This is a genomic window from Chitinophaga alhagiae (assembly GCF_003568665.1).
GTDB lineage: Bacteria > Bacteroidota > Bacteroidia > Chitinophagales > Chitinophagaceae > Chitinophaga > Chitinophaga alhagiae.
The window spans coordinates 578,016-597,667 of the sequence record NZ_QXMH01000003.1 but is presented as its reverse complement, the minus strand read 5'-3'; the positions used below and the strand labels follow the sequence as shown (position 1 = coordinate 597,667).

Annotated in this window: 12 protein-coding genes; 11 read left to right on the top strand and 1 reads right to left on the bottom strand. The window is 54.3% G+C overall.

Annotated elements, in window-relative coordinates; all coding sequences use genetic code 11:
• The first annotated feature begins 77 nt into the window (after positions 1-77).
• The 10 genes from D3A97_RS18635 (at position 78) to D3A97_RS18590 (ending at position 11,347) form a co-directional block, all read left to right on the top strand.
• Entirely contained in the window at positions 78-653 is a 576-nt protein-coding gene (locus D3A97_RS18635) for an AraC family transcriptional regulator (RefSeq protein WP_157986622.1), read from the top strand.
• 88 nt (positions 654-741) lie between these two features.
• On the top strand, positions 742-3,009 hold the full coding sequence (locus D3A97_RS18630) for a heavy metal translocating P-type ATPase (protein WP_119080023.1): 2,268 nt from the start codon (positions 742-744) through the stop codon (positions 3,007-3,009).
• 89 nt (positions 3,010-3,098) lie between these two features.
• Entirely contained in the window at positions 3,099-3,311 is a 213-nt protein-coding gene (locus tag D3A97_RS18625; protein WP_119080022.1) for a heavy-metal-associated domain-containing protein, read from the top strand.
• A 117-nt stretch (positions 3,312-3,428) separates the two neighbouring features.
• Complete coding sequence (locus tag D3A97_RS18620; protein WP_119080021.1) at positions 3,429-3,812, top strand: HYC_CC_PP family protein; 384 nt, start codon at positions 3,429-3,431, stop codon at positions 3,810-3,812.
• Positions 3,813-3,912: 100 nt separating this feature from the next.
• On the top strand, positions 3,913-5,205 hold the full coding sequence (locus D3A97_RS18615; RefSeq protein WP_119080020.1) for an efflux RND transporter permease subunit: 1,293 nt from the start codon (positions 3,913-3,915) through the stop codon (positions 5,203-5,205).
• The gene (locus D3A97_RS18610; RefSeq protein ID WP_119080019.1) at positions 5,205-7,139 is read left to right on the top strand and encodes an efflux RND transporter permease subunit; all 1,935 of its coding nucleotides are present in this window, start codon (positions 5,205-5,207) and stop codon (positions 7,137-7,139) included. Before D3A97_RS18615 ends, D3A97_RS18610 begins: the two co-directional genes overlap by 1 nt.
• Complete coding sequence (locus D3A97_RS18605) at positions 7,123-8,373, top strand: TolC family protein (protein WP_119080018.1); 1,251 nt, start codon at positions 7,123-7,125, stop codon at positions 8,371-8,373. The genes D3A97_RS18610 and D3A97_RS18605 overlap by 17 nt, the downstream gene beginning before the upstream one ends.
• Positions 8,351-9,565 (top strand): efflux RND transporter periplasmic adaptor subunit, encoded by a 1,215-nt coding sequence (locus tag D3A97_RS18600; RefSeq protein ID WP_119080017.1) that lies wholly within the window; start codon positions 8,351-8,353, stop codon positions 9,563-9,565. Before D3A97_RS18605 ends, D3A97_RS18600 begins: the two co-directional genes overlap by 23 nt.
• Entirely contained in the window at positions 9,544-10,752 is a 1,209-nt protein-coding gene (locus D3A97_RS18595) for an efflux RND transporter periplasmic adaptor subunit (protein WP_119080016.1), read from the top strand. Before D3A97_RS18600 ends, D3A97_RS18595 begins: the two co-directional genes overlap by 22 nt.
• Before the next feature lie 43 nt (positions 10,753-10,795).
• Positions 10,796-11,347, top strand: a complete 552-nt coding sequence (locus tag D3A97_RS18590; RefSeq protein WP_119080015.1) for a DUF3347 domain-containing protein — start codon at positions 10,796-10,798, stop codon at positions 11,345-11,347.
• 63 nt (positions 11,348-11,410) lie between these two features.
• On the opposite strand, the gene D3A97_RS18585 is transcribed toward D3A97_RS18590, so the two are convergent.
• Positions 11,411-17,617 carry a T9SS type A sorting domain-containing protein gene (locus D3A97_RS18585; protein WP_262697058.1) on the bottom strand — a complete coding sequence of 2,069 codons (6,207 nt, stop codon included), beginning with the start codon at positions 17,615-17,617 and terminating at the stop codon, positions 11,411-11,413.
• Positions 17,618-18,653: 1,036 nt separating this feature from the next.
• Between D3A97_RS18585 and D3A97_RS18580 the strand changes: the two genes are divergently transcribed.
• Positions 18,654-19,517, top strand: coding sequence for a DUF4886 domain-containing protein (locus D3A97_RS18580; RefSeq protein WP_119080013.1), 864 nt, complete (start codon positions 18,654-18,656; stop codon positions 19,515-19,517).
• The last annotated feature ends 135 nt before the right edge of the window (positions 19,518-19,652 follow it).

The following is a 19,652-nucleotide window of genomic DNA, read 5'->3' as shown; positions in this document are numbered from 1 at the left end:
GTATAAAATCCCGTCAATTATGTAACAACATACCGCCGCTATTGCCGCATATTTGTACCTTCAAACAGGTGGGCCTTATGGTAAGCGAATACAAGATACAGATCAAGGGAATGGTGTGCGGGCGGTGCATTTCGGCCGTCAGGGAAGCGCTGCAGGAATTGCATGTACCGGTAACGGACGTACGGCTGGGAGAGGTTACCACCGTATCCGCCCTTACCGCGCCGGATATGGAAGCCGTCCGCGCAAAGCTGGCGCCGCTGGGCTTTGACCTGGTGGAAGACAAAAGAACAAAGCTGGTGCGCGAAGTGAAAATGCTGGTAGAGCAGGTGTATTCCGGGGAATACGACTTTCCGCAAGGCTTTCGCTTTTCAGACGTGGTGGTGAAGCACTTTAACAGGGATTACAGCAGCGTCAGCCAGGTATTTTCCGCAGTAGAGGGTATTACGCTTGAAAAATACATCATGGAGTTCCGCGTAGAAAAGGTAAAGGAACTATTGGTATATACCGGCGAACCACTGTCAGCCATCGCCTTCAGGCTGGGTTTCAGCAGCGCCGCGCATCTCAGCCGGCAATTCAGGTCCACTACAGGGCTGAACGCCTCGCATTTCAGGGAAATGCGCCGTGCAAAGGAAGCCTCCCGCCATCAATCCTGAACCTCCTTCCAAATTATATACAAATCACCCTTAAAAGTATAACACCTGCCCTCCCGCCTGTCCGTAGCTTTGCTGAAAATCATACCATATGTCATCAGCTATAGCAGTGCAGCCCTCCGCGGCTGCCGGGAACAAAAAAACAGGCCTGGCGCGAGACACCTTTCCCGTACTGGAAATGACCTGCGCCGCCTGCGCCGTGAGTGTGGAGTCTATATTGAAGTCCGTGCCCGGCGTGCAGGACGCGGGCGTTAACTTCGCCAACCAGAGCGCCTGGGTGCAATACGATGCGCAGGCTGTTACACCGGAAATGCTGCAAGGCTCCGTACGTTCTATTGGCTATGACCTCGTGATAGACAAAGAGAACCAGGACGAAGTAAAGGAAGAAGCGCAACGCAAACATTACGAGGCGGTGAAGCAGCGTACCATCTGGGCCTCCGTGCTGTCCCTGCCGGTGGTGGTGATAGGGATGTTCTTCATGAACATGCCTTACGCCAACTGGATCATGATGGTGCTGGCCACGCCGGTGGTGTTCTTCTTTGGCCGCAGCTTCTTTGTGAATGCCTTTAAGCAGGCGCGCCATGGCAAGGCCAATATGGACACGCTGGTGGCCCTCAGCACAGGCATTGCCTGGATATTCAGCGCATTTAATACCATTTACCCCCAATTCTGGCATGCCCGCGGCCTGCACGCGCACGTGTACTTTGAAGCCGCCGCGGTAGTGATCGCCTTTATTTCCCTTGGCAAGCTGCTGGAAGAAAAAGCCAAGTCCAACACATCTTCCGCCATCAGGAAACTAATGGGCCTGCAGCCCAAAACGGTGCTGTTGGTAGATGCAGACGGCCATACAAGGGAAGTGCCGGTGGCCGCGGTAAAAGTAAATGACCATTTGCTGGTGAAACCGGGGGAAAAGATCCCGGTAGATGGGGCGGTGGCCTCGGGCAACTCCTATGTAGATGAAAGCATGATCACCGGGGAGCCGGTGCCTGTAGCCAAAAAGAGCGGCGATGCCGTATTTGCGGGCACCATTAACCAGAAGGGCAGCTTTACCTTCCGGGCAGAAAAAGTAGGGGCAGACACCTTGCTGGCGCAGATCATCAAAATGGTACAGGAAGCCCAGGGCAGCAAGGCCCCCGTGCAGAAGCTGGTAGACAAGATAGCCGGTATTTTTGTGCCGGTAGTGATCGGCATAGCCATACTCACCTTTGCCGCGTGGATGTTGCTGGGCGACGAACATGCCTTCACCCACGCGTTGCTCACGTCTGTAACAGTGCTGGTGATTGCCTGCCCCTGCGCACTGGGGCTGGCCACGCCTACGGCCATTATGGTAGGCGTAGGCAAAGGCGCGGAGAACAATATGCTGATCAAAGATGCGGAAAGCCTGGAGCAGGCGCATAAAGTAAATGCCGTCATCCTTGACAAGACCGGCACTATTACCGAAGGCAAACCGGTGGTAACAGATGTGGCCTGGACAGATGGCGCTGCCCCGGCACTGCCGCCCGCGGTGCTGTACGCACTGGAACAACAGTCTGAGCACCCCCTGGCAGAAGCTGTGGTAACCCACCTGAAGGAAACCGGTGTGAAGCCGGTGAAGCTGGCCGGCTTTGACAGCATTACCGGTCAGGGCGTGAAAGGCCGCTACGAAGGGCAGGACTATTACGTGGGGAATAAAAAGCTGATGGACGAAAACCGCATTGCCATTTCTCCGCAAATGGCCTGGCAGGCGGGCAGCCTGCAGGAAGAAGCCAAAACGGTGATCTATTTTGCCGCAGGCAGCCAACTGCTGGCCGTCATAGCCATTGCAGACAAGATCAAGGCCAGCTCTGCGGAAGCTATTGCCGCGCTGCGCAAAAGAGGCATTGAAGTATATATGCTGACGGGAGACAACCAGCACACGGCCGCCGCTGTTGCGGGGAAAGTGGGTATCACCAGCTACCGGGCGGAAGTGCTGCCTGCTTATAAAGCGGAATTTGTAAAAGAACTGCAGCAGGCAGGTAAAGTGGTGGCCATGGTGGGAGACGGTATCAATGACTCCCAGGCGCTGGCGCAGGCAGATGTCAGCATTGCCATGGGCAAAGGCTCAGACATAGCTATGGATGTGGCCAAAATAACGCTCATTACCTCAGACCTTAACAGCATACCCAAGGCCCTGCTTCTCTCCCGCAAAACGGTGAGTACCATCAAACAGAACCTTTTCTGGGCGTTTATCTATAACCTGATCGGCATACCGGTAGCGGCGGGCGTGCTTTACCCCATCAACGGTTTTCTGCTGGACCCCATGATCGCCGGAGCGGCCATGGCGCTCAGTTCTGTAAGTGTGGTCAGCAACAGCCTCCGGTTAAAGGCCGCCGCCCTTTAATAATTATATAAAAAGAAGGGCGAATTGTATAACGCCGCCGCCGCTTCAACACAGTAATTTTACATTATCAAACAAAAAATAAACAGATCATGGATACGATGCAATTCAAAACGAATATCAAATGTTCCGGCTGCATAGCCGCTGTAACACCGGCACTGAACGAAGCAGCAGGAAAAGATAAATGGGAAGTAGACCTGCAGAGCGCAGACAAGATACTGACCGTATCAGCAGAAAGAACAGAAGGGCAAAAGATCAGGGAGGCCATTGAAAAGGCCGGATATAAGGCAGAGCAGGTAGCTTAACACATGGAAGGCGGTTTCAGACCGCCTTTTTTGTTGCCCCTTTGATGATAAAATATAAAAGAATACCGGAATTATGTAACAATAAATGCTGTTCCGGCTGGTAATTTTACCCCTGTAATGAAAAAGTTCCTGGCACTTGTTTTACTCACCTTGTACATGGGCTCTTCTACCGGCGCCACCTTTCGCCTGCATTATTGCAAGGGCAGGCTGGTAGCGGTGCAACTGGCAGCGGATAAAACAGACCAGTGCGGCCAATGCGGGGCCATTAACCAACAGGATTGCTGCAAAAGCGAACACAAAACCGTGAAGCTGGAAAAAGACCAGCAGCCCACCGCATATGCCGGTTACGCTATGCCCGTGGCCATGGCGCTGCCCGTCACCTTTCCGCCGCTGATGGAGCCTGATACGGCCCGCATACTGGCGGGCGCGCCGCCTGCTCATGCCCCGCCGCCGGCGCCTAAAGTACACCCCAACGTGCTGCATTGCAGTTTCCGCATTTGATCCCGTAACCCCTCTTCCCCGGGGCGATCTTTCGATACGCCTTTCTCAACTACATCGCTAATTACATGCAGGCAGCTGACTGCCGCTTACAACAACTGATATGGTACATCGTATTATTGAATGGTCGCTGCGCAACCGGTTCATAGTACTGGTCATGGGCCTGGCCATTTTTGGCTGGGGCCTGTACTCGGTCAAAACGAACCCTATAGACGCCATTCCCGACCTGTCTGAAAACCAGGTGATCGTATTCACAGAGTGGATGGGCCGCGGCCCGCAGCTCATAGAAGACCAGGTAACCTACCCGCTGGTCACCAACCTGCAGGGGCTGCCCCGCATCAAGTACGTGCGCGGCTCTTCCATGTTCGGCATGAGCTTCATTTATGTCATTTTTGAGGATGACGTAGACGTTTACTGGGCGCGGGAGCGCGTGCTGGAGCGGCTCAGTACTGTATCCAGCACCTTGCCTGAAGGCGTGACGCCGCAACTGGGGCCAGACGGTACCGGCGTGGGCCACATTCTCTGGTATACGCTGAACGCGCCTCAGATGGACCTGGGAGAACAACGGGCGCTGCAGGACTGGTACATCAAATTTGCCCTTCAAAACGTGCCGGGCGTTAGTGAAATAGCCTCTTTCGGCGGTTTCCAGAAACAATACCAGGTAACGGTAGATCCCAACAAGCTGCTGTATTACCGCCTTTCTGTTGCGCAGGTGATCAGCGCCATCCGCAGCAACAACAACGAGTCCGGCGGGCGCAAGTTTGAACTGAGCGACATCGGCTACATCATCAAAACTTCCGGCTACCTGCAATCCATGGCGGAAATAGAGAACATCCCCGTGGCCAACCAGAACAGCATTCCCGTGCGCGTGGCAGACGTAGCCACGGTGCAGATGACGGGAGAAACACGCCTCGGCATTTTTGATCAGGATGGGGAAGGGGAGCGGGTAGGCGGCATTGTGGTAATGCGCTATGGTGAAAATGCGGACGAGGTCATAAACCGTGTGAAAGCCCGCATGCAGGAAGTGGCCAAAGGCTTGCCGGAAGGCGTAACATTCGATATTGTGTATGACAGGGGGGAACTGATCAAGGAATCTGTTCGCTCCATCAAAAACACGCTGATAGAGGAAATGATAGTGGTCTCCCTGGTAGTGATCATCTTCCTGTTCCACTGGCGCAGCGCCCTCAGCATCATCATACAGATACCTATTACCCTGGCCGCCAGCTTCATCCTGCTCAATGCGTTCGGCATATCGTCCAATATCATGTCCCTTACCGGCATTGCGCTGGCCATCGGCGTGATCGTAGACAATGGCATCATTATGAGCGAAAACGCATATAAACACCTGGCAGAGCGCTATGCACAATGGCAGCAACAACAAAAAACGGAGCAATAATGAAATGGTTTAGCAAGATATTCAAAAAACAACCGCAGTGGATCAGTGAAGAAGAGCGGCTGAAGGTGATAGAGCAGTCCAGCAAACAGGTATCGCGCGGGGTGTTCTTTGCCACGGTGATCATCATCACCTCGTTTCTGCCGGTGTTCATGCTTACCGGGCAGGAGGGCAAACTGTTCCACCCCCTGGCCTATACAAAAACGTTCATCATGATAGTGGACGCCCTGCTGGTGATCACCCTGGCGCCGGTGCTGATCTCCTTTTTTATGAAAGGGAAGTTCAGGCCGGACCATGCCAACCCTGTGAACCGCTTGGTGGAAAAGGTGTACGAGCCGGTGATCAGAACCGTGCTCAAGTGGCGGAAAACCACCATCGCTATCAACGTACTGGCACTGGTGGCTACCATTCCCCTGCTGAAAAGCCTGGGCAGCGAGTTTATGCCGCCGCTGGACGAGCAGAGCATCCTGTTCATGCCCATAACCCTGCCGGATGTATCTAACGCGGAAGCCAAGCGCATTTTGCAGGTGCAGGACAAGATCATCCGCTCCGTGCCCGAAGTAGACAAGGTACTGGGCAAAGCCGGCAGGGCCAGTACGGCTACGGATAATTCGCCCATCAGTATGATCGAGACCATCATCATGCTCAAGCCCAAATCCGAATGGCGCGAGGGCCTCACCAAAAAAGACATTATCAGCGAGCTGGATGCTAAACTGCAAATACCCGGCGTGGTGAACGGATGGACGCAGCCCATCATCAACCGCATCAACATGCTGGCTACCGGCATCCGTACAGACGTGGGCATTAAAGTATACGGTCAGCACCTCGATACCATTGCCGCGGTATCTGAAAAAGTGAAACAGGCCCTGGAGGGTACGCCTGGCATTGCAGACCTGTATGTGGAGCCGGTTACGGGCGGCAAGTACCTGAATGTAGCCGTGCGCCGCGCAGACCTGGCGCGTTACGGCCTGAATGTAGATGATGTGAACCTGGCCGTAGAAACCGCGCTGGGTGGCGCTCCCATAGGCAACACCATAGAAGGCCGGCAGCGTTTTTCTATCAGCGTCAGGCTGGCGCAGGAATACAGGAACAGCGTGGAGCGCATCCGCCGCATTCCCCTGATGTCTCCCGCCATGGGAGAAGTGCCGCTTTCCGCTGTAGCTGATGTACAGTTCGAGAACGGCCCGCCCATGATCACCTCGGAAAACGCCATGCTCCGCGGCGCGGTGCTGTTCAACGTGCGCGGCCGGGACCTGGGCAGCACGGTGAAAGAAGCAGTGAACAAGATGAATGAGGCCAAGGGCATATTGCCGGCCGGATACTACCTGGAGTGGAGCGGGCAGTATGAAAACCTGGTGCGCGGGCAGCAAACGCTCATGTGGATTGCGCCGGTAGTGCTGGTGATCATTTTCTTTTCCCTCTATTTTGCCTTCCACTCTATCCGGGAGGCCTTCCTGAGCCTCATTACCGTGCCTTTTGCCCTCATCGGCGGCGCCTATATGCTATGGTTCTGGGGCGCTAATCTTTCCGTGGCCGTGGCGGTGGGCTTCATTGCGTTGTTTGGCATAGCGGTAGAAACGGGTATTGTGATGGTGATCTATCTCAATGATGCCATGCAGCAGCTGGTGAAACTGAAAGGCAATTCCGCGGCCACCATTACCCGCGCAGACCTGCAGCAGTACGTGATAGTTGGTGCGGCAAAAAGGCTGCGGCCCAAATTGATGACCGTTTGCGTGTCGCTCTTTGGCCTGGTGCCGGTGCTTTGGGCCACCGGCGTGGGCACAGACGTGATGAAGCCCATTGTGCTGCCTATGATAGGAGGCGTGCTGACTTCTTCTACCCACATTCTGCTGGTAACGCCGCTCATTTTTTTAATGTCGAAAGAGTACGAGCTACGCAAGTACGGAAAACTGGAAATACATGACACACATCATTAAATATATAACACTGCTGCTGTTGCTGCTGCCAGGGCTTTTGCGGGCGCAAGGGCCGGTGCTGCCGCTAGACACCATCCTGCAGCGGATAGACCAGAACAACCTGCTGCTGCAGTCTTACCGGTTCAAGGCAGAAAGTTACCGCCTGAACGCAGATGCGGCCACGGCATGGATGGCCCCGATGGTGGGCGCCGGTACTTTCATGACGCCCTATCCCCGTCAAAACGTGATGGATGACCGGGACAAAGGCAGCCTGATGCTGCAGCTGGAGCAGGATATTCCCAACCCCGCCAAACAGCAGGCCAAAAGGCGGTACATCGCTTCACAGGGCAACGTTGAGGCTGCGGGGCGCGCCGTAACGCTCAACGACCTGAAAGCCCGTGCGCGGCAGCTGTACTATACCTGGCTGGTAGCCAAACAGCGCATAACCGTGCTGGAAGAGAACAGTAAAATTATGCGCACCATGAAGAAAATAGAAGAGGTCAGGTATCCTTATAACCAGTCGCAGCTCGGCAATGTATTCAAGGCCGATGCTAAAATTGAGGAGAATGCCAATATGGTGCGCATGCAGGAAGGCCTTATTGCCAAAGCCCGCGCCTGGCTGAACAGCCTGATGGATCGCCCGGGCAATGAGCCGTTTGAAATAGACAGCGTAGCGCCGCCGGAGTTTGTGCCCGCGGCCGCATTTGACACGGCTGCACTGGCCGTGGCGCGGAAAGACGTGTTTAAGATGGATGAGAGCATCCGCTCCATGCAACTCAATATTGAAAGCATGCGGCAGGAAAAGAAGCCCGATTTCAAGGTCCGTTTCGACCACATGCAGCCGCTCGGCAACATGATGCCAAAAGCGTTCAGCGCCATGGGCATGGTGAGCATTCCCATAGCTCCCTGGTCTTCCCGGATGTACCGCTCCGGTATCAAAGCCATGCAGCAGGATGTGGAGGCAATGCGGTGGGAGCGTGCCGCCATGCTGCAGGAAACGCAGGGCATGTTATACGGCATGCAGTACGAGATACGCTCCATGCAACGGCGTATTGCCGCAATGGAAGAAAAGATAGTACCGTCCCTGCGGCGGGCGCTGGAGGCTGCTTTCCTGAACTACCAGGAAAACAGGCTGTCCCTCCCGGAAGTGATAGATGCCTGGGAAGCGCTGACCATGATGGAACTGAACGTACTGGACGAAAAACTGAAACGTTACGAAATGATCGTGAGCTATGAGAAAGAATTATACCGTTAGCGCACTATGCCTGCTGCTGGCAGCGGCATTGGGCGCCTGCCGGGAGCAGGGGCCGGCGAAAGACAGTGCGGCAACAACCCATCAGCACGGCCCGTTAACAGACAGCACTGTAACGGCACTGACGCAGCCTGTCAATATGCGGGTGGTGACAAATATCAACGCCATTACACCGGAAAGCGGCACACGCATTTACACCGCGGTGGTGAATGGGGTAGTGGCCTATGATACGCGTCAGCAAACCGGCATTGCCAGCCGGGTAGGCGGGCGCATAGAGAAGCTGCTGATCCGCTACAACTACCAGCCGGTGAAAAAAGGCCAGCTCATCATGGAGGTCTATTCACCGGAGCTGGCGGCGGCGCAGCGGGAACTGTTGCTGGTTGCCCGGCAAACCCCCAACCTGCTGGCCGGCGCCAGGCAGCGTTTGCAATTGCTGGGTATGCAACCGGCGCAGGTGGAGCGGGTGCTGCAGACAGGTGACATCATGTACCGTGTACCGGTGTACAGCAACGCTGACGGATATATATTGGAACAGGCAGCGGCCGGTGAATTGACAGCGCCTGCTGCGGCCGGCAACAGCAATGCTTCATCCGGAGGAATGGGCGGCATGGCCGCCGCTGCCGCCCCGCCGCCTCCCGCCGCTCCGGCAACTACCCCGGTGATGCTGCGGGAAGGGCAATATGTAAGCGCAGGCCAGCCCTTGTTCACCATCTATAAGGCCAACAACCTGGTAGCGGAATTTTCTTTGGCACCCGCACAGGCAGCGGCCGTACGGCAAGGGCAAAAGCTGCTCTACCACCCGGTTGCGGAAAAAAATGCATTGCAGCCGGGCAACATCGGCTTAATAGAGCCTGTTTTCCGCAACGGCCTGAATTTTTCGCTGGCAAGGGTTTACCCGAAAGACAACCGGCTGCGGCCCGGGCAGTTGCTGACGGCCTATATTCCCGTGGTATACACCGGCGGTTGGTGGCTGCCGGAAAAAGCAGTGTGGCGGCTGGGCAGCAAAGCAGTAGTGTTCAGGAAAGAAAATGGCACCTACGCACCCTACGAAGTGCAGGCTGAACCGGCCACGCATAATATGACGAGAGTGCTTACCGGCATCGGCTCGTGGGAGGTGGCGGCTAACGCGGCTTACCTGGTAGACAGTGAAAGTTTTATCAAAACCCGATCATCATGGAAAGAAAAAGATTTATAAAGACCATTGCTTTTGCTGCTGTTACGCCCGCGCTGCTGCTGGCGGCCTGTGAAGAAAAGGGCGCGCAGCAAAAAACCGTGGCCGCGCAAACATATACCTGCCCCATGCACCCGCAGATCGTGCAGGAAAAGCCGGGAACCTGCCCCATCTGCGGCATGGACCTGGTGCCGTTTGACAAGAACAATAAAGACGCCTCACTCACGCTTGGCGATAACCAGGTAGCGCTGGCCAACATCAGCACCGCTACCGTGGCGGCCGGCACGCTGCATAATTACCGGCCGCTCAACGGCAGGCTGGCAACAGACCCGGAACAGACCGCGGTAATTTCCAGCCGCGTAGCCGGGCGCATTGAAGCCTTGTACGTAAAAGAAACAGGCGTTGCCGTTAAAAAAGGGCAGCCTTTATACAAGATCTATTCCGAGCAGCTGGCCACCTTGCAGCAGGAATACCTGCTGGCCGTGGCGCAGGCCCGGCAGTTTCCCGCGGACGCACGCTTTCAGCAGATAGAAAATGCCGCGCGGCAAAAACTGCTGCTGTACGGCCAGCCGGAAGCCCGGCTGCACCAGTTGTTACAGGCGCAGCAGCCAGACCCCTTCATCACCTACCCGGCGCCGGTGAATGGCGTTGTGGCGGAGCTGCAGGCAGCAGAAGGACAATATGTTGCAGAAGGCGGCGGCATTATGCGCGTGGAAGGATATGACCGGCTATGGGTGGAAGCGGATGTATACCCCGCTGAAGCGGGCGGCATTCAAACAGGGCAGGTGGTGCAGGTAGTAGTAGCCGGCTGGGAGCAGGAGCCGCAGGCCATGAAGGTGGCGTTCCTGAGCCCCGCGCTGCAAAGTGGCGCCCAGGTAGTGCAACTGCGCGGCACATTGACCAACCCAGGCCACCGTTGGCGACCGGGCATGCAGGCTGCTGTATTATTGCCGTCGGGCAGCAAGGGGGATGTGCTGAAAGTACCCGCAGATGCGGTAATACGAGACGGGCATGGCGCGCATGTATGGATAGAAACGGCCAGGGGCAAATATGCGCCAAGGCCGGTCAAAACGGGCATGGAAACATTTGACGCGGTGGAAATCTTGGAAGGCATCCGGGAAGGGGAGAAAGTGGTGATCACCGGGGCATATTTATTGTACAGCGAGTATGTGCTGAAAAAAGGCGCAGACCCGGTGGCGCACCGGCATTAAACGATCCATCAATTACATTATAAACTTAAAATCAACAGAACACATGAAACAGTTCCTGAAAACAACCAGCATTCCCCTGGCCGCAGCCCTGCTGCTGGCAGCCTGTGGCAACAGTCAGCAGCCTGCAAAAGAAACAGGGCACGAAGGGCATGACCATGCCGCCGCAGAAGCACCTGCCACTACTGCTGCCGTACAGCTGAAAGATGACAAGCTGAATGCCGTGTACCAGCATTACCTCCACCTCACCAACGCACTGGTAAGCGGGGATGCGGCGGAGGCCAAAATTGCGGGCAACGCAATAGAAACGGGCGCCAAAGCAGTGGAAGGCGGTGAAAAAATTGCGGCAGACGCGGCAAAGATCATTGCTGCCGCAGACATCAGCGCACAGCGCGCGGCCTATTCTTCCCTGAGCAATGAACTGATTGCGCTGGTAAAAAAATCAGGCCTGAGCAGCGGTGAGCTGTACGTAGATTTTTGCCCCATGGCGCTGAATGATAAGGGCGCCTACTGGCTGAGTGCCGCGAAAGACATCAAGAACCCGTACTTCGGGGACCAGATGCTTACCTGCGGGGAAGTGAAGGAAACGCTGCAATAATATTGGCGGGCGGGTATGAAAATGGGCTGCGGACACATTCCGCAGCCCATTGCTCATTTTTAGTTATTTGCGTACTATCACCTTCAGCGTCTTCCTGATATTGGGCGTTTTAATGGCAACAATATAAGTAGCGCCGGCCATGGCTCCGGGCAATTGTACCTGCGTTACCGGCGTTGTGGACCTTTGTGTTGTGATGAGCTTGCCTGTAAGGGAATAGATATCTATCTGCATTTGCGCAAGCTCCTCAACAGGGAAATCCACCTCAATAGTGATGCTGCCGCCTGCCCTGGCCGGGTTAGGGTATAACCTGGCTGCATTGGTGCTTTCAAGCGTTATTGGTGCAATACAGGTTTGCAGTACATCGCCATCAGCTGTTGTCAGTTTTAGATAGTATTCAGCTGTTAACGGGCCGGTTGCGTTGTTGTCACCTGCATAGTACTGCCCGGTACCCACAAGCACGCCGTTCCTGTACCATTCATAAGCTATGAACCGGTAGCCGCCGTTGGTTTGCGGATTGTTATTTACGATCAGCACGCTGCCAAACTGCTTGCTTGCAATGCTGAACAGGTCCATATGTCTTTCGATCACCACTGTATAGGTTTGCGTTGCCGAGCCATCCTGGGAGACAACTGTTACATCCCGGGTATAGATACCGGGGGCAGGGGTCTGGATAGTGAACTCATGGGAAAGTGACACGTCCGCGTTAGCTTCTGTAGTGATGGTGATGTCAATTGCATCTGTATTGTCGTTACAGCCCATCAGGTAGTAGATTTCCCGGGACGGGTTAGCATAGGCCTTATTACCAACCGTGATGGCTGATATGGCCGCATTGCTGCTTTCAATTGTCATTGCCTGCTCCACACTAACAGCGGGCAGCCAGTTTTCATTACCATCCTGGTGCGCCGTAACAAGCACCTGGCCGGATGTTAGCATATCCGCAAAACCTCCCGCAGTTATTGTAGCCGGTGGCTGTGCTGCTGAAAAGCTATAGGTATAATAAACATCAAGTCCTGAAGACGCGGTAGCGCCTAATTGGAAGTCCGGGTCTGTTTCAAGGTTCCTGACAGGTATTTCATCAAAAGTAATAATCTGCGGAGCCTTGTTGACAGTTATCGTAGCTGTCAGTGTAACGGGGCCGCAGCCAGGAGCTGCGGCTGGCGGGGTCAGGGTAGCGGTTACGGTGTATGTGCCGGCGTTGATGGCGCCGTTACCGCTGCCTGTTGCCGGGGCAATGCTGTAGGCTGCCGCTGCGCCTGCGGGAAGGTGGCTGACCGCGATGGACTGAACGCTGCCATTGTATGTAAACACGGCGTTGTTGAATGTTACCTGGTTCAGCGGCGACGCTTCTACAACAATGGTCTGCGTTTGTGAAGAAGTGTTGCCATTACCGTCGTTGTATGTCCATGTGATGGAGTATGTTCCGGGGGCGGTATAGTCAAGCGGGTCTGTAGTGGTGGCTGTAATCCGGCCGTTGCAGTTGTCAGTGGCCGTAGGCGCCGGGATATCTTCATGCAGCACCTGGCAGTAGCGGGTAATGGTTGGCAGGTTAGCTACGTCTGGTACAGCCGGTGTAACATCCGGGGTGGTATTAACGGTGATGGCCTGTGTGGCCGTACATCCGTTCGCATCCGTTACCTGCACGGTATATGAGCCTGCAACAAGCGCGGTAGCCGTTGTGGTAGTTTGTACCGGGGTGGTGTTCCATGAGTAAGCATATGGAGCAACACCGCCAGATGCGGTTACCGTGGCAGTGCCATCATTATACCCCGGGCAGCTTGTGCTTGTGGACGTTAGCGTTAAGCTGAGCGCCGCCGGCTGGGTGATGGTGACGCTTTGCGTATTGGTGCATCCGTTGGCGTCCGTTACGGTTACCGTGTAAGTGCCTGCCTGAAGCCCTGTAGCTGTGGCTGTGCTTTGCACCGGCGTTGTATTCCAGGAGTAGGTATAACCGGAAGTACCGCCCGCCGCGGTAACAGTTGCCGTTCCGTCAGCGCCGCCATTGCAAGACACGTTGGTCTGCGATGTTGTAGCGGTTAAGGCCGCGGGCTGGGTAATAGTGAAACTTTGCGTGTCTGTGCATCCGTTGGCGTCCGTTACCGTTACTATATAAGTCCCTGCGGCCAGCGCGGTAGCGGTGGCGGTAGTCTGGGCCGGGATAGTGTTCCAGGAGTAAGTATAACCCGGCGTGCCGCCTGTTACCGCTACGGTAGCGGAACCTGTGGAAGCGCCGTTGCAAGCCACGTTCGTTTGGGTACCTGCCGTTGCATTCACTGCCGCAGGCTGCGTGATGGTGAAGTTTTGCGTATCGGTACAATCATTCGCATCGGTTACTGTTACGGTGTACGTGCCTGCGGCAAGTCCTGTTGCCGTTGCAGTGGTTTGAACGGGGATAGTGTTCCATGCGTAAGTATAACCCGGCGTGCCCCCTGTTACGGCTACGGTAGCAGAACCTGTAGCATCACCATTGCAGGTTACGTTGGTTTGTACGCCTGCAGTGGCATCCAGGGCGGGCGGTTCTGTAATTGTAAAGCCCTGTATCAGGGTACAGCTATTGGCGTCCGTTACGGTTACACTATAGTTGCCTGCTGCAAGTCCCGTAGCAGTAGCCGCCATACCACCTGAAGGAGACCATGAATAAGTATATGGCGCTATGCCGCCCAATGCGGTTACGGTGGCAGTGCCGCTGTTATCACCGTTGCAAAGCGGGTTTGTTTGCGATGTGGTAACGCTTATAGCGGACGGCTGGGTGATATTAAAGGTGCTGGTTGTAATACAGCCATTGGCGTCCGTTACGGTCACGGTGTAGCTCCCTGCCGAAAGTCCTGTAGCGATAGCATCCGCACCTCCTGATGGGGACCATGAATAGGTATAACCAGGCGTACCGCCGCTGACGGATACGGTAGCAGATCCGCTGGCGCCTCCGTTACAGGATACATTTTCCTGGGAGGCTGCTACTGCGGCGAGTGGGGCAGCCGGAGCGGAGATCGTAACGTTTTGGGTGGCCTCGCATCCGTTGGCATCGGTTACTGTTATGGTGTAGCTGCCAGCCGCAAGTCCTGAAGCTGAAGTGCCGGTGCCGCCAGAAGGGTACCATGAATAGGTGTATGACCCTGTTCCCCCGCTCGCCGCTACGGTGGCGGAACCATCCGAGCCTCCATGGCAGCTGACATCAGCCTGGGCGGCAACTGTAGTGGTTAGCGCAGTGGGTTGGGTAACTGTTGCGTTCACCGTGATGGTACAGCTATTGGCATCGGTGATGGTAACGGAATAGGCACCTGCTGCAAGGTCTGTTCTGTCTTCTGTAGTGATGCCGTCTCCCCAGTCAAAAGTATATGGCGATGTACCGCCTGCAGGAGTAAGGTCAATAGCGCCGTTGCTCCCTCCAAAACAAGTTACATCGGTCACGATGGTTGCTCCTGATACCGCTGCCGCCGGTTGGGTAACGGTGGCATTCACGATATTGCTACAGCTATTGGCATCGGTGATGGTAACGGAATAGGCACCTGCTGCAAGGTCTGTTCTGTCTTCTGTAGTGATGCCGTCTCCCCAGTCAAAAGTATATGGCGATGTACCGCCTGCAGGAGTAAGGTCAATAGCGCCGTTGCTCCCTCCAAAACAAGTTACATCGGTCACGATGGTTGCTCCTGATACCGCTGCCGCCGGTTGGGTAACGGTGGCATTCACGATATTGCTACAGCTATTGGCATCGGTGATGGTAACGGAATAGGCACCTGCTGCAAGGTCTGTTCTGTCTTCTGTAGTGATGCCGTCTCCCCAGTCAAAAGTATATGGCGATGTACCGCCTGCAGGAGTAAGGTCAATAGCGCCGTTGCTCCCTCCAAAACAAGTTACATCGGTCACGATGGTTGTTCCTGATACCGCTGCCGCCGGTTGGGTAACGGTGGCATTCACGATATTGCTACAGCCGTTGGCATCGGTAATGGTCACTGAATAAGCGCCTGCTGCAAGGCCCGTTCTGTCTTCCGTAGTTACACCCCCGCCCCAGTCAAAAGTATATGGCGATGTACCGCCTGCAGGAGTGAGGTTGATAGCACCGTTATTTCCTCCAAAGCAAGACACATTAGTTACCACCACGGTCCCTGATACAGCCGCTGCCGGTTGGGTAACGGTGGCGTTCACAATATTTGTACAACTATTGGCATCGGTGATGGTCACTGAATAGGTGCCTGCCGCAAGGCCTGTTCGGTCTTGTGTAGTTGCGCCGTCTCCCCAGCTGTAGGTATATGGGGCTGTACCGCCTGCAGGAGTGAGGTCAATAGCGCCGGTGGCTTCTCCAAAACAACCTACATGGGTTACCACTGTTGTCCCTGATACCGCCGCCGCCGGTTGGGTAACGGTGGCATTGACGGTATTTGTACAGCCATTAGCATCGGTGATGGTCACGGAATAAGCGCCTGCCGCAAGGCCTGTTCTGTCTTCTGCAGTTACACTGCCTCCCCAGTCAAAGGTATATGGTGATGTGCCACCTGCAGGAGTGAGGTTGATAGCACCGTTATTCCCTTCAAAACAAGACACATCGGTCACGGTGGCAGTTCCTGATAGCGGCCCCGGTTGGGTGACTATCGCGTTCACGGTGTTGGTACAGCCGTTGGCATCGGTGATGGTTACTGAATAGGCGCCCGCCGCAAGGGCCGTTCTGTTTTGTGTAGTTACACCGTCTCCCCAGCTGTAGGTATATGAGGGCGTACCGCCCGAGGGCGTGAGGTCAATAGCGCCGTTATTTCCTCCAAAGCAAGACACATTGGTTGCCACTGTTGTTCCTGATACGGCGGCCGCAGGTTGGGTAACAGTGGCATTGACGGTATTTGTGCAGCCGTTGGCATCGGTGATGGTAACAGAATAAGTACCTGTTGCAAGGCCCGTTCTGTCTTGTGTAGTTGCACCGTCTCCCCAATTGAAGGTATATGGAGATGTACCGCCTGCAGGGGTGAGGTTGATGGCGCCGTTATTCCCGCCAAAACAGGACACATTGGTTACGGTGGCAGTTCCTGATAGTGGCCCCGGTTGGGTAACTATTGCATTCACGGTATTTGTACAGCCCTTGGCATCGGTGATGACAACGGAATACGCGCCCAGTGCAAGGGCCGTTCTGTCTTGTGTTGTGATGCCGCCTCCCCAATTATAGGTATATGGTGGTGTACCGCTTGCAGGGGTAAGATCAATAGCACCGTTGGTCCCTCCAAAACAGGACACATTGGTTACGGTGGCAGTTCCTGATAGTGGCCCCGGTTGGGTAACTATTGCGTTCACGGTATTGGTACAGCCGTTGGCATCGGTGATGAGCACCGCATATGCGCCCGGCGCAAGGTTTGTTCTGTCTTGGGTAGTTACACCGCCTCCCCAGTTATAGGTATATGGCGGCGTACCGCCTCCAGGGGCAAGATCAATAGCACCGTTGCTCCCTCCAAAACAGGACACATTGGTCACAGTGGCAGTTCCTGATAGCGGCCCCGGTCGGGTAACTATTGCATTAACGGTAACGGTACAGCTGTTGTTATCAGTGATGATCACCGAATAAGCACCTGCTGCAAGACCTGTTCTGTCTTCTGTAGTCACCCCGCCTCCCCAGTTATAGGTATATGGCGGCGTACCGCCTGAAGGGGTGAGGTCGATAGCGCCGTTACTCGCTGTAAAACAAGTGGTATGGGTAACTGTTGCGGTCCCGGACAAAGGAGCGGCCGGCGCTGTAATAGTATAGTTCTTCGTTGCCTGGCAGCCAACATTGTCAGTAACGGTTACGGTATAGTTGCCCGGCGCAAGCCCTGATGCCGTGGCACCCGTTCCGCCTGATGGGAACCATGAATAAGTATAAGGGTTAATACCTCCTGATGGTGTCACCTTGGCCTGCCCGTTTGATCCGTTAAAGCACGATACATCTGTTTGAGTACCGGACGTACCAATGCTTATTACCGTAAGTGTAGCCGGACTGGAAGTTGCAGACCCCGCGCCGTTGGTAGCCACACAACGGTACTGGTATCCGTTTATGTCCGTTGTTGCGCCGGTGATGGTAAGTTTGTTTGTAGTAACATCCGAATAGTGCCCGCTATTCGACAAAGCCTGAAAACCTACACCGGTATTTAAGTACCATTGGTAAGAAGTAGCTGCGGGCGCTGTTATTGAAAATGTTGTACTATTTCCTGCGCATACAGTTCTGTTAGGCGGATGTGAGGTAACTACCGGCGAGTATAAAACAAAAGTACAGGTTGAAGGCAATCCTGCCGGAGCGGTGCCAAGTATCCAGTTTGGCATGTCCATTACTGCCGGGCGTATGTTTGCGGAAGAACCGGACGGTACCCCCGTGCAGTTGAATTTTCCTGACTGTGCCTGGATGCCACCTGTTACCGGACCTGTGTAGAATGCGGTGGTGCCTCCTACAAGACCCGGCGGCATCATTGATGCGTCAGGCCCCGCGGCCTCATCCACATTCCAGCTGGCCGTGGTGGCACCGGGCGTGTAAAAATAATTGATACCGGCAATAAGGTTCGCGCCTCCGCCTGCAACACTGCCCCCGCCGCCCTGGAAAGCAATGATCTGGTCACCCGTATTGGATAGTGAAAGCCCGCCTGGTGAGGTACCTTCGGTAAGGGTTGCCGTACCAACACGAGTGAGAGCTGACGAGGCAGGATTGTAAACATAGACGGCAAGCCCGTCAATATAAATTTCTGTACCTAGCGGAAAAGCGCTGTTGGTTATCCACTGTATGGTAGACTCGTCATTTCCCGCCGGCCACCACCCGGCGCCTGTGTAGCCTCTGTCAGTGAAGCTGATGATTGTTCCATAAGAGATATTGGTCAGCAGCACAAAAGAGAACTTGCCGGCACCGGGAGGAGACGTGGCGTCATAGCCGGTAAAAACGATATCTCCCGCCGAAAGAAATGTTTGTGCCCGGGAGGTAACAGGAAGGAACGTAGCAGCTAAAAGGAGGATGTTTATTAACATCCGGGTACGGAAGTAGAGATTTGCCATCAAAAGTAATTTGGAGTAAGCGTGATTTGCTGTCAAAAAGGCATGGTAACCAAGGAGATATGCATCGGGATCTTAGCCCGGTAGTTTGCTTACAATAATCTAAAAAAACAACATAGGTATATGATTGAAACGAGAATAAGCAGTGGTATGGAATAAGTTATGTCAAAGGTTAGAAAAATAAAATATTTAATATAATTTTTAATGCATTTTTTTTATTAACCGCGAAAAATCCAGCTGCGCTTGCAGAAGATGCCTTATTCCATCCTTTATTTAATAAATTGCCGTTTCATAACGTACACGTCTAAACAAACCACGCATAATGTTATCAAGATTTCAATTTCTCCTGTATGTATTGTTGAGTGTATGCATTACCGTACAGGCACAGACGGGAAAGAAAACCCGTCTTTTTATTATCGGCAACAGCTTTTCGGGCAATGCAGCCTATTTTCTGCCGCAGCTGGCCAAAGAGGGCGGTTATGAACTGGAGCTGGGCCGCGCCGAGCTGGGTGGCTGCTCGGTGGAACGGCACTGGAAACTGGCTGAGGCCAATGAAAAGGCCTACAAGGGCAAATCGCTGCGCGAAATGCTGTCTGACGGCACCTGGGACATTGTGACCATCCAGCAATATTCCCTGCTCTCCGGAGACCCTGATACCTACCGCCCGTATGCGCAGCGCCTGGTGGCATTGATCAAATCTCTCCAGCCGAACGCAAAGATCTACATCCACCAGATATGGGCTTACCGTAACGACGCCAAGGCCTTCGGGAAAATAAAAGGAGAGGAGCGTGCTAAAACCGATGTTGAAATGCATCAGCATGTAAGAGCCGCCTACCATCTTATTGCACAGGAACTTAACCTGGGCGTGATCCCTACGGGAGATGCCTTCCGGGCCATGGCTGCCAACAGGAAATGGGCCTACAAAAAAGATCCCGCGTATAATTTTGATGCGCCGCAGTCTCCCAACCTGCCTGACCAGACCAATTCCCTGCATGTTGGATACGGCTGGAACAAAGGCAAATTCACGTTTGATGCCAATCACGCCAACCCCGCCGGTTGTTACCTGGGCTCGCTGGTATGGTATAAAACGCTGCTGGGCGGGAATGTGAAGAAAGTGCAGTTCAAGCCTGAGAACGTATCAGACAAAATGGCAAAGCAGTTCAAAAAAGTAGTGGCTTCCCTGTAACCGGCAGGGCTGTATAAGAAAGAGGGCTGTCTCAAAAGTAATTTGATGGGCTTGAGAATCGCGTAAACGAAAGATCTTTCCATCAATACCTGAATAAAATCAGGTAAAAATTACTGTTGAGACAGCCCTTTTTGC